Raw genomic sequence first — 14,126 nt, 5'->3', positions numbered from 1 at the left:
CAACAGAGTAATCTTTTATTCAACAGTCACCGATTTTGCAAGATTGCGGGGTTTATCAATATCGCAGCCCTTCATCGACGCAACATAATACGCGAAAAGCTGAAGAGGAACGACCGCCAGAGACGGCAGCATCATCTCACACATCTCGGGAATGTACAGCGTATGGTCGGCTTCCTGCTCGATCTTTGTATTGTTTTCGGTGGTCAGGCCAAGCACAACGGCGCCGCGCGCCTTGACCTCTTTCACATTGCTCATCATTTTATCGAAAAGCACCTTCTGAGTAGCCAGCGCCACCACCAGCGTACCGTCTTCCACAAGGGAAATGGTGCCGTGCTTCAATTCGCCGGCCGCGTATGCATCGGAGTGGATGTAGGAAATCTCCTTCAGCTTGAGAGAGCCTTCCAGAGACATCGCATAGTCCAGGTTCCTGCCGATGAAAAACACGTCCCTTACATTAAAGAACTGCGACGCAAGGAATTGGATATGTTCTTTGTTGTTGAGAATCTCGGCAATTTTATCGGGAAGCTCCTGAAGTTGGGAAACGTAATAAGCATAATCCTCTTCGGAGAGGTTCCCGAGCTTATCGGCAAAATAAATCGCCAGCAGATAAATGACCGCAAGCTGGGTGCTGTAAGCCTTTGTCGTCGCCACGGCGATTTCAGGACCGGCCCATGTGTACAGCACGTCGTCGGAATCGTTGGCAATGGAGCTGCCGACCACATTGACGATAGAAAGCGTTCTTGCGCCGAGCTTCTTTGCCTCGCGCAGCGCCGCCAGCGTATCTGCCGTTTCTCCGGACTGGCTGATGACAAGCACCAGGACCTTATCGTCGATAATGGGATGGCGGTACCGGAATTCGGACGCAACATCCACCTCCACAGGGATGCGCGCAAATCTTTCCAGAATATATTTCGCGATCATCCCCACATGGTAAGCGGAGCCGCAGGCCAGAATAAAGATCTTTGAAAAGCTCTTCAGCTGTTCCGCCGTTAGGGTAATATTGTCCAGAACAATTTTCCCGTCCTGAATTCTGGGAGAAATCGTGTCTCTCACCGCTTTGGGCTGCTCCATAATTTCCTTGGCCATAAAATGCTGATAACCGCCCTTTTCGGCAGCGGAAATATCCCAGTCAATATGGCAGGGCTCCTTCGGAACAATTTCCTTATCCGTATTATAAATCATCACGGATTCTTTCTGAAGCACGGCGATTTCGTTATCGTTCAGACGGTAAATATCCCTTGTTTTGCTTAAGATAGCGGGGATATCGGAAGCAATAAAGTTCTCGCCCCTGCCAAGGCCGACGATCAGCGGGCTGTCTTTTCTGACGGCGACAATCTGGTCGGGGTTATCCTCACAGATGATGCCGAGGGCATAAGAACCCTCCACCTTATTGATGACGCGGATCACGGCGTCCAGAATATCCCCTTTGTAGTAGTATTCCAGAAGCTGAGCGACCACCTCCGTATCCGTTTCCGATACGAAATTGATCCCTTTTTTGATGAGCAAATCCTTCAACGAGAGATAGTTTTCAATAATTCCATTGTGAACAACGGCAAATTTGCCGGAGTCACTGACCTGGGGATGAGAATTGATATCCGACGGTTTGCCATGTGTCGCCCACCTGGTATGGCCGATTCCCACAGTACCGAGGACGTCTTTTCCCCCGTTGATCATGTCGCTTAATACCTTCAGCCTTCCCTTCGCCTTCATAACGTGGAGGGAAGTTCCGTCGTAAACGGCGATTCCGGCCGAATCATAGCCCCGGTATTCCAGTTTTTCCAGTCCGCTCAGCAAGAAAGGAGCAGCCTGGTCGTCTCCGATGTAACCAACGATTCCACACATAGTATCACACTTTCTCCGGTAGAATTTAATCTGAAAATAACGAGTGCCAACACTACCACCGGAAATGTTGGCGCTCCATTGCAGGAACCTTATCTGTAAATAATATCTTCACGCGCAGGGCCGTTGGAAACAATCTTAATCGGGACTCCGATCGCCTTCTCGGCGAATTCGATATACCGGCGTGTATTTTCCGGAAGATCCTCATAGTTTCGGATCCCGCGGATATCGCATTTCCAGCCGGGCAAAGTCTCAATAATCGGCTTGCAGTGTTTCAGCCGCACGGTCGGCGGGAAAGAATCGATCCGTTTGCCGTTCAGCTCATAGGCTACGCAGACCGGAATTTCATCCAGATACCCCAGTACATCCAGAACGGTCAGCGCAACGCAGGTAGCGCCCTGCACCTGACAGCCGTACCGGGAAGCGACCAGATCCAGCCAGCCCATTCTGCGCGGACGCCCGGTCGTGGCGCCGAATTCGCCGCCGTCTCCGCCCCTGCGGCGAAGCTCGTCGGCCTGTTCCCCGAAAATTTCGCTGACAAATTCTCCTGCGCCGACGGCGCTTGAGTAGGCTTTTACGACCGCAATAATTTCCCTGATTTCATAAGGGGGAAGGCCCGCTCCGATGGTGCCGTATCCGGCCAGCGTCGAAGATGAAGTAACCATGGGATAAATCCCGTGGTCGGGGTCCTTCAAAGCGCCGAGCTGTCCTTCCAGCAGGATGTTTTTTCCTTCCTGAACCGCTTTGTGCAGAATGGAAAACGTATCAGCGACATAAGGCTCCAACAGCTTTTTATATTCCATCAGCTGATTGTAAATCTCATCGGCCGTCAGTTTGGGCTGGTGATACAGATGCTCATACAGCACGTTTTTCAACGTAATGACCCGGTCGATCTTTTCCCTTAAAGAGCTCTCGTCGTCGTAAAGCTCGCTGATCTGGAAGCCGATCTTCGCGAACTTGTCGGAATAAAAGGGAGCGATTCCCGACTTTGTCGACCCAAAGGAATGGGAAGAAAGACGCGCTTCCTCAAACGTGTCGAGTTGAATATGGTATGGCATGACCAGCTGTGCGCGGTCAGAAATAACGATGTTCGGTTTCGGAACGCCGCGCTCCTGAAGCGCCTTCAATTCCTTGACGAAATTCTCCACGCTGAGCGCAACGCCATTGCCGATGATATTCGTGATATGGCTGTAAAAAACACCGGATGGCAGCTGATGAAGGGCAAATTTGCCATAATTGTTTATAATGGTGTGGCCGGCATTGCTGCCGCCCTGAAACCGAATGACAATGTCGGACTGAGCTGCTTCGACGTCGGTGATTTTACCCTTGCCTTCGTCTCCCCAGTTTGCGCCAACAATTGCTTTAATCATATACATTCACTCCGCCGTGCCGCTACGGAATTTGCTGAAAAACTGCCCTGCGGCCGAATTTAGGCAGTATGGAAACAACTCAATTATAATATCACACTTATTCTGAAAAGCAAAGCAGAATCAACAATAAAAAATAATTCTTATTTTGCTGTATCAGTTACAAATTTATTTCCGTTTTTTCATCGGGAACAAATTCGTAAGGCGCAATCGCCCTGCCGACTACCTCGGAAATAAACTCCTCCGTCTGCTGCGGCGCCCTGCCCACATACTTTTCCGGCTTGACAATCGCGTAAAGCTCCTCAAGCGTCACACCGAAGATCGGGTCGGCAGCAATGCGGGAAAGCAGGTCGTTTTCTCCGCCCTCTTCCTTGACCACCTTGGAAGCGGCCATGGAATGCACCCGGATCCTCTCGTGAAGCTGCTGGCGGTCCGCGCCGCGCTTGACGGCATCCATCATGATGTTTTCCGTCGCCATAAACGGCAACTCCCTTAAAAGGTGCTGCTCGATTACCTTCGGGTAAACAACCAGCCCGTCGGCGACGTTCGCGTACAGGTTCAAAATACCGTCCACGGCGAGGAACGCCTCCGGGACGCTGATGCGCTTATTCGCGGAATCGTCCAGCGTACGCTCAAACCACTGCGTCGCCTCCGTGATAGCAGGGTTGAGGCTGTCGACCATGACATATCTGGAAAGGGAAGCGATTCGCTCGCTGCGCATCGGATTGCGCTTATAGGCCATCGCCGAGGAACCGATCTGGTTTTTCTCGAATGGCTCTTCCACTTCCTTCAGGTGCTGCAAAAGGCGGATATCATTGGAGAATTTCGCCGCGCTCTGCGCGATCCCGCTCAGGGCGGAAAGCATCTGGCTGTCCAGCTTGCGCGAATACGTCTGGCCGGATACCGCAAAGCAGGAAGTGTAGCCCATCTTTTCGGCAATGAGTTCGTCCAGCTTTTTCACTTTTTCGTGGTCGCCGTCAAACAGCTCCAAAAAACTGGCCTGTGTGCCGGTTGTGCCTTTGGAGCCCAGAAGCTTTGCCTTGGAAAGCTGATACTCCACATCCTCCAAATCCATCAGCAGGTCCTGAATCCAGAGCGTAGCCCGTTTGCCGACGGTGGTAGGCTGGGCCGGCTGGAAATGGGTAAACGCCAGCGTGGGCAGGTCCTTATACTGCACGGCAAATTTGGAAAGTACGCGGATTACGCCGACCAGCTTGTTCCTTACCAGCCGCAGAGCCTCCGTCATGATAATAATGTCCGTGTTGTCGCCCACATAGCAGGACGTCGCGCCAAGATGGATAATCGGCATGGCCTTCGGACACTGCTGCCCAAAGGCATAGACGTGCGACATCACGTCGTGGCGCACCACCCTCTCTCGCGCTTCGGCGACCTCATAATTGATGTCGTCCTGGAACCGGATCATTTCATCAATCTGTTCCTGCGTGATGTTCAGCCCGAGTTCTTTTTCAGCCTGCGCCAGCGCAATCCACAGCCTGCGCCATGTTCTGAATTTCTTATCCGGTGAAAACAAATATTTCATTTCGTCGTCCGCATAGCGCGACGAAAGCGGTGATTCATAAGTATTTTTCAATGATATGATCCTCCAAACAGGAATTTTACAGCCGTTTGATCGGTGTGCAGTAGTCATAATTCTTATTTGCAATCAGATAATCCGGCACGGGCGCGGGATATTTTCCGGAGAAGCACGCGTCGCAGAAACCGCTGCACCCTCCCATCATTTTCGGCAGATTGTCAAGACGCAGAAAATCGATGGAATCCGCGAAGCTCATCTTCCCGATTTCCTCAATGCTGTGCTGACAGGCAATCAGATCGTCCTTGGACGGAATGTCCGTTCCGTAATAGCACGGCCATAAAAAAGGCGGAGAACTGATCCTGAGATGGACCTCCGTCGCCCCGGCGTCCTTCAGCATGGTGACGATGCGAGCGCTGGTTGTTCCGCGTACAATGGAATCGTCCAGCATAACCACCCGTTTCCCTTTTACGCAGGAGGAAAGCGCGTTCAGCTTGATCCGTACGCTGCGCACCCGCTCGGACTGGCTTGGCTTGATAAACGTCCGCCCGATATAGCTGTTCTTTACAATCCCCTTCTGATAGGGGATACCAGATTCCTCGCTGTAACCGATCGCGGCGTCAATTCCGGATTCCGGCACGCCTATTACGATATCCGCTTCGACCGGCTTTTGCCTTGCAAGCAGGCGCCCGGCTTCCTTTCTTGCCTCATAAACGCTTTTCCCGTCAATGTAGCTGTCCGTTCTCGCAAAATAAATATACTCAAAAACACAGAGCGATTTTTCCACGCTTACAGGGTCCTTGATGGAACGCAGACCGTTGCTGTCCACAACAACGATTTCCCCCGGTTCCACGTCGCGTACATACTCCGCCCCGCACGCGTCCAGCGCGCAGGTTTCGGACGCAAAGACATAGGAATTGTCAAGCCTGCCAATGCAAAGCGGCCGGAAGCCGTGCGGATCGCGCGCGGCAATCAGCTTCTGCGGGCTCATGACCACGAGGGAATACGAGCCCTGAATTTTCGGAAGCGCGCGGTGGACGGCTTCCTCAATCGAAGGAGCGTCCACGCGCTCCCGCGCAATGATATAGGCGATGACTTCGGTATCGATCGTCGTCTGGAAAATACATCCCCTGTGTTCCAGCTCATGGCGAAGCTCATAGGCGTTCGTCAGATTCCCGTTATGGGCAATCGCGAGGGTTCCCTTGATATACCGCATGACAAGGGGCTGGGCGTTTTCGCGCACGCTGCCGCCCGCAGTGGAATAGCGGACATGGCCGACCGCCATCTGGCCGACAAGATCGTCAAGGATTTTATCGTTGAACGCTTCGGTGACAAGGCCCATGTCCTTCGAGTAGGAAATCACCCCGCGGTCGCAGACGGCAATTCCGCAGCTTTCCTGCCCCCTGTGCTGCAAAGCGAGAAGCCCGTTGTAAGCAGCGTAGGCGGGCGCCGTCCCGCCGTCGGAATAGATTCCGAAAACGCCGCATTCTTCGTGCGGTTTGGAAAGATCGTAATCCATCACAGAGCTGTTCAAATACTCACCATCCCTATACATTATAAGCCGATGCGCTTCATTACCTCGGCGTAAGCCTCTTCCACTCCGCCCAAATCTCTGCGGAAGCGGTCCTTGTCAAGTTTTTCGTGGGTGTTGACATCCCAGAAGCGGCAGGTATCCGGGGAAATTTCATCCGCAAGGATAATCCCGTCGGCGCAGCGGCCGAATTCCAGTTTGAAGTCAATCAGCTCGATGTTGACAGAGAGGAAAAACTCTTTCAGAATTTCGTTGATCTTCAGCGACATGGCGCTGATCTGATCGATTTCTTCCTTTGTGGCGAAATCGGCGGCGAGAATGTGATATTCGTTGACCATCGGGTCTCCCAGTTCATCATTCTTATAGCAGAATTCCAGCACGGTGCTCTTCATCGGGGTGCCTTCCTCCAGGCCGAGCCTTTTTGCGAGGCTGCCGGCCGCTTTATTGCGGACAATTACCTCAAGAGGGACGATTTTGACCTTCTTTACAAGTGTTTCCCGGTCACTCAATTCTTTGACAAAATGCGTTTTGATACCGTGTTTTTCCAGCAGCTGGAACAAATAATTGGACATTTTGTTGTTGACAACGCCTTTGCCGACGATTGTCCCCTTTTTCTGTCCGTTAAAGGCGGTTGCGTCGTCCTTGTAATCGACGATGCAGTAGTCCTTATCATCCGTTGCATAAACCTTTTTTGCCTTGCCCTCATAAAGAAGTTCACATTTTTTCATCATTATTTTCCTCCTATAACTCATTTATATCCATGATCTGAATACGCGGATTTTTCTTATCCATTGTTGAATGGAGCTGTCAGATAAAGTTCAGGAACTTGGAAACCTTCGTGATATCAATCACGGAAAGCTGAGTGGTTTCCACGTGCTGGGCACAGGTCAGGAACGCATTGGCCGTATCCAGCGAAGTCAGGCAGGGAATGCCGGATTCCACCGCGTTTCTGCGTATTTTATAGCCGTCCCTGTTGTGCACCACCCCGCGGGACGGAGTATTGATGACTAAATCGATTTTGCCCGAGGTAATATGGTCAAGGATATCCGGGCTGCCCGTCCCGATCTTATTGGTGCGGATCGTCGGGATATCGTGGTCGTTCAGGAAATCGGAGGTTCCCGCCGTAGCGTAGATTGTCCAACCAAGGTCGTAAAGCCCCCTGGCAATGGGCAGGGCCTCTTCCTTATCGCTGTCCTTCAGGGTAAAAATCACCCTGCCGTTTTTAATCATGTGTACGCCCGCGCCGTAAAACGACTTGATCAGCGCCTCGTCAAAGGTACGTGCAATTCCCAGCACCTCGCCGGTGGATTTCATTTCCGGACCAAGATTGACGTCGGCCCCGTAAAGCTTTTCAAAGGAGAAAACCGGCATTTTGATGGCGATCAGGTCTTTTTCCTTCTGCAGCCCGTAGTGGTAGCCCATGTCCGGCAGGGTCTTGCCAAAGAAGGTGCCGACAGCCAGCGGTACGATCGGGATCCCCGTCACCTTGCTGATATAGGGCACGGTCCTGGAGGAACGCGGGTTTGCCTCGATGACATACACTTCCTGATCCTTGACGATAAACTGAATATTCAGCAGTCCCTTGACCTTCAGCGCCTTCGCGAGCCGGCGGGTATACTCCACAATCAGCTCCTGCATATCCTTCGGTACGCCGATGGCGGGGTAAACGGAAATGCTGTCCCCGGAATGGATACCGGCGCGCTCAATATGCTGCATGACGCCCGGAATGACCGAGTCGATTCCGTCGCAGACGGCGTCGACCTCCACCTCGGTGCCCATGATGTATTTATCCACCAGAATCGGATGCTCCTGCGCAATCCGGTTGATGATGCCGATCTGCTCGACGATGTCTTCGTCGGCATACGCGATATGCATGCCCTGTCCGCCAAGCACATAGGAAGGCCGGACAAGCACCGGGTAGCCCAGCTCGTTTGCCGCCCGGATGGCTTCTTCACAGGTAAAAACCATACGGCCCTCTGCGCGCGGAATCTGGCATTCAAACAGGATTTTATCAAAACGCTCCCTGTCCTCCGCCTCATCAATGCTGTCAAACGAGGTCCCGAGAATCGGAATCCCCATTTTTTCAATGGCCCCGGCCAGCTTGATGGCGGTCTGTCCGCCGAACTGCACGACGGCGCCGTCCGGTTTTTCCAGATCGACAATATGGCGCACATCCTCTTCGGTCAGCGGTTCAAAGTACAGCTTATCCGCAATGTCAAAGTCCGTGCTGACGGTTTCCGGATTGTTGTTGACGATGATGGTTTCATAGCCAAGGTCCCTCAGCGCCCAGACGCTGTGTACGGAACAGAAATCGAACTCGATCCCCTGCCCGATACGGATGGGACCGGAACCGATAACAAGGATTTTCTTTCTGTCGCTCTGCGGTACGGATTCATTCTGGATGCCGTAGCTGGAGTAATAGTACGGCGTTTCCGCGTCGAACTCGGCCGCGCAGGTGTCGACCATCTTATAGATGGGATGGATGTCCCACTCGTCTTCCATTGCCCGGATTTCTTCTACGGTCTTGCCGCTTAACTGTGACAGGGTTTTGTCCAGGAACCCAAAGTCCTTTGCTTTCAGAAGCAGGGCCTTATCAATCGGCCGCGTGGCAAAAGCTTTTTCGACCTCGATGATCGAGAGCAGCTTGTCCAGGAACCAGAGATCGATTTTCGTAATATCGTGAATCTTTTCCGGGGTCACGCCGCGCCTCAACGCTTCGGAAACCACCCAGAGCCGCCGGTCGTCGACGACATAAAGCCGCTGCTCCAGCTCGCTGTTCGTAAGGCTGCGGACATTGGGGTCGAGCAGGCTGAAAACATTCTGCTCCAGCGAGCGGATGGATTTCATCAAAGCCGCTTCAAAGGTCGGGGCAATCCCCATGACTTCGCCGGTCGCTTTCATCTGGGTGCCCAGGCTGCGTTTGGCGTAAACAAATTTATCAAACGGCCATCTCGGAATTTTCACCACGCAGTAGTCCAGCGTCGGCTCAAAGCACGCAAAGGTCTTTTTCGTAATGGCGTTCTGAATTTCATCCAGCGTATAGCCCAGCGCAATTTTGGAAGCCACCTTCGCGATCGGGTAGCCCGTCGCCTTGGAGGCAAGCGCGGAAGAACGGCTCACGCGGGGATTTACTTCGATCACGCAATACTCAAAGCTCTTCGGATTCAGAGCGAACTGAACGTTGCAGCCGCCTTCCACCTTCAGCTCCCGGATAATGGCAAGCGCGGCGGAACGGAGCATCTGCGTTTCCTTGTCCGCAAGCGTCTGACAGGGAGCGACGACAATGGAGTCGCCGGTATGGACGCCGACGGGGTCGAAGTTTTCCATGTTGCAGACCGTGATGCAGTTGCCGTTGCGGTCGCGCATGACTTCGTACTCGATTTCTTTCCAGCCGGAAATGCACCGCTCAATCAGCACCTGGTTCACACGGCTGCGGTGCAGGCCGAGTGTTGCGATCGAGAGCAGCTGCTCTTCGTCGGCCGCGATGCCGCCGCCGCTTCCTCCCAGTGTGTACGCGGGGCGCACAACAACGGGATAACCGATTTTCCTCGCGATTTTGACGCAGTCCTCAATATTTTCCGCAACGGCGCTCTGCGCGCAGGGCTGCTGGATGCGCTCCATGGCTTCCTTGAACAGCTCCCTGTCCTCTGCCATCCGGATGGTATCGGCGTTCGTGCCGATCATTTCCACGTTGTTTTCCTTTAAGAAGCCGGACTCCTCCAGTTCCACCGCAAGGTTCAGCGCGTTCTGGCCGCCCAGGGTCGGAAGGATACTGTCCGGATTTTCTTTGAGAATTACTTTTTTGATGGTTTCAACGGTCAGAGGCTCAATATAAACCTTATCGGCGATCTGCTTGTCCGTCATGATGGTCGCCGGGTTTGAGTTGATCAGGATGACCTCTACGCCCTCTTCGCGAAGCGCGCGGCAGGCCTGTGTGCCGGCGTAGTCGAACTCCGCGGCCTGACCGATAATGATCGGGCCGGAGCCGATGATAATTACCTTTTTGATATCTGCTCTCTTCATATCTGGCCTCCTCCTATCAGCTTGAGAAATTGATCGAAAAGAAAGCCTGTGTCAAGCGGGCCCGGAGAAGCTTCCGGATGGTACTGCACAGAAAACACTTTTCCATTTTTATAGTTCAATCCCTCAATACTGCCGTCATTCATGCTGATAAAGCGGACGTCGGCTATTGAAGGATTGATCGTGTCACCATTGACCACAAATCCGTGGTTCTGGGAAGTAATATACACCCTGTTGGTACTTAAATCCTTGACCGGGTGATTAATTCCTCTATGGCCATATTTTAATTTATAAGTATCAAATCCCTGAGAAAGCGCCATCAGCTGATGTCCCAGGCAGATCGCAAAGGTTGGGACGCCGTGAGCGTACACCCTTTTCAGTTCGGAAATAGCCTTTGTGCACTCCTTCGGGTCGCCGGGGCCGTTGGAGAGCATGATGCCGTCCGGTGAAAAAGACATCATATCCTCAAACGAGGCGTAGTACGGGAAGCATTTTACGGTACAGCCGCGCCTCACAAGCGAACGGATAATGTTGCTCTTCACCCCATAATCCGCCAGAGCGATCTTAACAGGCCCGTCGCCGTACACCTTCTGTTCCCCGCCGCTGACAAGAGGGACGCAGGATTCCAGCACAAAGGCGTCGATCTGTTTTTTCATTGCCGAGGGATCAATCTGATCTCCGTAAGCAATCATGCCGCGCATGGTGCCGCTTTCACGCAGCACCTTCGTGACGGTGCGCGTATCCACCCCCTGAATGCCGGGAACGTGGTTCTGCTTCAAAAAGGTGTTCAAATCCACGTCACAGCGGAAATTACTGGCCGCGCCGGAAACGGACCGTACAATAAAAGCCCGCAGCCACGGCTTTGTAGATTCCGTATCATCATAGCAGATGCCGTAATTTCCAATGAGAGGATAGGTCATGACAACCCCCTGCCCCGCATAGGACGGGTCGGTCAGCAGCTCCGTGTAGCCGCACATGGCGCTGTTGAACACGACCTCGCAGAGGATGTCATGTTCATCGCCAAAACCTGCTCCCTCAAAGGTCATTCCATTTTCAAGCATCAGCAATGCTTTCATTTAATCACCAACCATTCTTATTATTAACATCAATCGCGATTGTTCAGACAGCAAATCGGCTCGTTACGCTTTGAAGGAACGGATGATTCTCTCCACCGCTTTTTCCGTATTTTCCTTCGTGTTAAAGGAAGTCAGGCGGAAATAGCCTTCGCCGCCCACTCCGAAGCCGGAACCCGGAGTACCGACCACGCCGGTTTTTTCAAGCAGCAGATCGAAAAATTCCCAGGAAGTAAGTCCGTCGGGCGTTTTCAGCCAGACATAGGGCGAGTTCACGCCGCCGTAAACTTCAAATCCCGCCTTTTGCAGGCCGTCCACAATGATCCTGGCATTCTTGAGATAGTAAGCGATATTTTCCCTGACCTCGCGCCGGCCTTTCTCGGAGAAAACCGCCTCTGCACCGCGCTGGACGACATAAGAAACACCGTTCATCTTTGTAGACTGGCGCCGGTCCCACAGCTTGTTCAGAGAGACTCCGCCAAACACCAGTTCCTTTGGAAGGATGGTGTACGCACAGCGCGTTCCGGTAAAGCCGGCGGTCTTTGAGAAGCTTCTGAACTCGATCGCGCATTTTTTCGCGCCCTCTATTTCATAAATGCTGTGCGGCATGTCCTCTTCCGTGATAAATGCTTCGTACGCGGCGTCGTAGAGGATAACGGATTGATTCGCAAGCGCGTAATCCACCCACTTTTTCAGCTCCCCGCGGCTGATTCCCACACCAGAAGGATTGTTGGGGAAACAAAGATAGATCATATCGACGCGTTCTTTGGGCAGCTCGGGCAGAAAGCCGTTTTCTTTCCGACAGGGCATGTAAACGATCCTGCTCCATCCCCTGCCCTCGCTGTACTCCCCTGCTCTTCCGGCCATCACATTGGTGTCTACGTAAACCGGGTAAACCGGGTCGCACACCGCAACCACGTTATCCACGCCGAAGATATCGCCGATGCTGCCGGTATCGCTTTTCGCGCCGTCGCTGACAAAAATCTCATCGATGTCAATCTGTACCCCGCGCTTTATAAAATCGTTTTCCGCGATCGCGGTACGAAGAAATTCATAACCGGCTTCCGGGCCGTAGCCGCGGAAGGTTTCCGCTTGGCCCATCTCTTCCGCGGCAGCCTGCATGGCCTTTACCACCGCTTTCGGCAGCGGGCGGGTAACATCCCCGATTCCCAGGCGGATAATCTCCGTTTCCGGGTGCTGTCTGGAAAATTCGTTTACCTTTTTCGCAATATCCACAAAGAGGTAGCTTGCGGGCAGTTTTATAAAGTTTTCGTTCACTTTTAACAAAATACTACATTCCCTTCCTCCATGATTTCCGGCAGACAGAAGCTAAATCTCTATCGTCCCGTCAAAGACGAATTCCGCCGGACCGCGCATCAATACCTTATCCGTCTTTTCTTCCCATTTGATATGCAAATCACCGCCCTTGAGATGGACGGTTATACTGCGGCCTGTCTTCCGGTTCGCCGCACAGGCGACCGCCACGGCGCACGCCCCGGTTCCGCACGCCCAGGTTTCCCCGGAGCCGCGTTCCCACACGCGCATGTTCACTTCTTCCGGACTCAGCACCTGGACAAACTCAATGTTTGCCCTGTGCGGAAAAATTTTGTCGCACTCCAGCATCGAACCGATTTTTTCAATCTTCACCTTGGTTACATCGTCGACAAACAGCACGCAGTGCGGATTTCCCATAGAAACGCAGGTCACCCTGTATTCCGTTTCACCGAACACAACAGGCTCGTCGATCATCCGGTCCTTGGGGTACGTCACCGGAATATTTCCGGCCCGAAAATCCGGTCTTCCCATGTCCACGGTAACGGAAACGACTTTCCCGTTCTCCACATCCAGGTAAAGCGTTTTTACGCCGCTCATGGTGTCGACCTTCAGAACGTCCTTTTTTACCATTCCGCGTTCATACACGTATTTGCCCACACAGCGGATCCCGTTGCCGCACATCATTGCCTGCGACCCGTCCGCGTTATAAATATCCATACGGCAGTCGGCTTTGTCGGACGGTTCAATTAAGATAATCCCATCCGAACCGACGCCGAAATGTCTGTCACTGAGCTTTATGGAAAGCCCGGATGGATTTTGGACTTTTTCCTCAAAACAGTTAATATAGATATAGTCGTTGCCGATGCCCTGCATCTTTGTGAATTTCAACAAAATCCACCTCCCTATAAATTCAGAATAATCATTGCGGTTTCTATCATTTTTTTGCCGGAATCCATACTTTTCTTTTGAATAAACCGGTGTGCCTGCGGTTCGGTAAAATTATTGCGTTCCATCAGAATATTTTTCGCCTGTTCAATCACCTGTTTTTCATCAAAGTTCCCGCTGGCGATCTTCTTTTTAATGGTAAGGCTGCTGTAATCGGAAATATTCAGCAGCATATTCACGGAAGAAATCAGGTCCATCCGGTTGATCGGCATGATTAAGCTGGCGCAGGAAAGCGATTCGGAAATATCCATCTGCTGGGACTTTACGATAAACAGAAAATCGTAATTGGAACCGACCGTTCTCGGAAGGTTCAGCGCCGGCATATCCATCAGCTTTACGCTGCAGACCACCACGCCTCCATGATAATGTCTGTTCGCAAAATCGATTACCTGCGAGCCGGTTGTACACACACCACTGACATTCAAACCGCCGGTACGGAGTACGGCCGCTATTTTTTTAGCGTAATCCGCGTTTGAATTCGCTACAAGAATACTGCTCATCTTTAACAACTCCGTAGAAAGGAATGTGGTGTTTACTGCAGCCCA

10 protein-coding genes are annotated in these 14,126 nt (G+C 52.4%); all 10 read right to left on the bottom strand.

Annotated features, from left to right (window positions below; genetic code table 11):
- Nucleotides 1-15: 15 nt before the first annotated feature.
- Nucleotides 16-1,842: a glutamine--fructose-6-phosphate transaminase (isomerizing) gene (glmS, locus tag ACRQV7_RS07435; RefSeq protein WP_275715597.1), complete on the bottom strand. Its 1,827-nt coding sequence runs from the start codon at nucleotides 1,840-1,842 to the stop codon at nucleotides 16-18.
- 89 nt (nucleotides 1,843-1,931) lie between these two features.
- On the bottom strand, nucleotides 1,932-3,209 hold the full coding sequence (locus ACRQV7_RS07430; RefSeq protein ID WP_275715596.1) for an adenylosuccinate synthase: 1,278 nt from the start codon (nucleotides 3,207-3,209) through the stop codon (nucleotides 1,932-1,934).
- 157 nt (nucleotides 3,210-3,366) lie between these two features.
- Nucleotides 3,367-4,797: an adenylosuccinate lyase gene (gene purB, locus ACRQV7_RS07425; protein ID WP_275715594.1), complete on the bottom strand. Its 1,431-nt coding sequence runs from the start codon at nucleotides 4,795-4,797 to the stop codon at nucleotides 3,367-3,369.
- Nucleotides 4,798-4,822: 25 nt separating this feature from the next.
- Nucleotides 4,823-6,256, bottom strand: coding sequence for an amidophosphoribosyltransferase (gene purF / locus ACRQV7_RS07420; RefSeq protein WP_444660251.1), 1,434 nt, complete (start codon nucleotides 6,254-6,256; stop codon nucleotides 4,823-4,825).
- A gap of 35 nt (nucleotides 6,257-6,291) precedes the next feature.
- On the bottom strand, nucleotides 6,292-6,996 hold the full coding sequence (gene purC, locus ACRQV7_RS07415; protein WP_275715959.1) for a phosphoribosylaminoimidazolesuccinocarboxamide synthase: 705 nt from the start codon (nucleotides 6,994-6,996) through the stop codon (nucleotides 6,292-6,294).
- Between the two features lie 79 nt (nucleotides 6,997-7,075).
- Nucleotides 7,076-10,291, bottom strand: a complete 3,216-nt coding sequence (carB, locus tag ACRQV7_RS07410) for a carbamoyl-phosphate synthase large subunit (protein ID WP_444660045.1) — start codon at nucleotides 10,289-10,291, stop codon at nucleotides 7,076-7,078.
- Nucleotides 10,288-11,364 carry a carbamoyl phosphate synthase small subunit gene (locus tag ACRQV7_RS07405; RefSeq protein ID WP_444660043.1) on the bottom strand — a complete coding sequence of 359 codons (1,077 nt, stop codon included), beginning with the start codon at nucleotides 11,362-11,364 and terminating at the stop codon, nucleotides 10,288-10,290. Before ACRQV7_RS07405 ends, carB begins: the two co-directional genes overlap by 4 nt.
- 63 nt (nucleotides 11,365-11,427) lie before the next feature.
- The gene (locus ACRQV7_RS07400; RefSeq protein ID WP_444660041.1) at nucleotides 11,428-12,648 is read right to left on the bottom strand and encodes an LL-diaminopimelate aminotransferase; all 1,221 of its coding nucleotides are present in this window, start codon (nucleotides 12,646-12,648) and stop codon (nucleotides 11,428-11,430) included.
- Between the two features lie 42 nt (nucleotides 12,649-12,690).
- Nucleotides 12,691-13,524 carry a diaminopimelate epimerase gene (dapF, locus tag ACRQV7_RS07395; protein ID WP_444660250.1) on the bottom strand — a complete coding sequence of 278 codons (834 nt, stop codon included), beginning with the start codon at nucleotides 13,522-13,524 and terminating at the stop codon, nucleotides 12,691-12,693.
- Between the two features lie 14 nt (nucleotides 13,525-13,538).
- On the bottom strand, nucleotides 13,539-14,081 hold the full coding sequence (locus ACRQV7_RS07390; protein ID WP_275715584.1) for an ANTAR domain-containing response regulator: 543 nt from the start codon (nucleotides 14,079-14,081) through the stop codon (nucleotides 13,539-13,541).
- Nucleotides 14,082-14,126 lie beyond the last annotated feature (45 nt).

This window comes from Caproiciproducens lactatisolvens (assembly GCF_052443335.1).
GTDB lineage: Bacteria > Bacillota > Clostridia > Oscillospirales > Acutalibacteraceae > Caproiciproducens.
This window is presented reverse-complemented; position numbering and strand designations above follow the sequence as displayed.

Excerpts from the sequence above, each read along its gene's own strand:
- ACRQV7_RS07390 (WP_275715584.1), bottom strand. The coding sequence starts at position 14,081 with ATGAGCAGTATTCTTGTAGCGAATTCAAACGCGGATTACGCTAAAAAA.
- carB (WP_444660045.1), bottom strand. The coding sequence starts at position 10,291 with ATGAAGAGAGCAGATATCAAAAAGGTAATTATCATCGGCTCCGGCCCG.
- ACRQV7_RS07405 (WP_444660043.1), bottom strand. The coding sequence starts at position 11,364 with ATGAAAGCATTGCTGATGCTTGAAAATGGAATGACCTTTGAGGGAGCA.
- glmS (WP_275715597.1), bottom strand. The coding sequence starts at position 1,842 with ATGTGTGGAATCGTTGGTTACATCGGAGACGACCAGGCTGCTCCTTTC.
- purF (WP_444660251.1), bottom strand. The coding sequence starts at position 6,256 with ATGGATTACGATCTTTCCAAACCGCACGAAGAATGCGGCGTTTTCGGA.
- purC (WP_275715959.1), bottom strand. The coding sequence starts at position 6,996 with ATGAAAAAATGTGAACTTCTTTATGAGGGCAAGGCAAAAAAGGTTTAT.
- ACRQV7_RS07430 (WP_275715596.1), bottom strand. The coding sequence starts at position 3,209 with ATGATTAAAGCAATTGTTGGCGCAAACTGGGGAGACGAAGGCAAGGGT.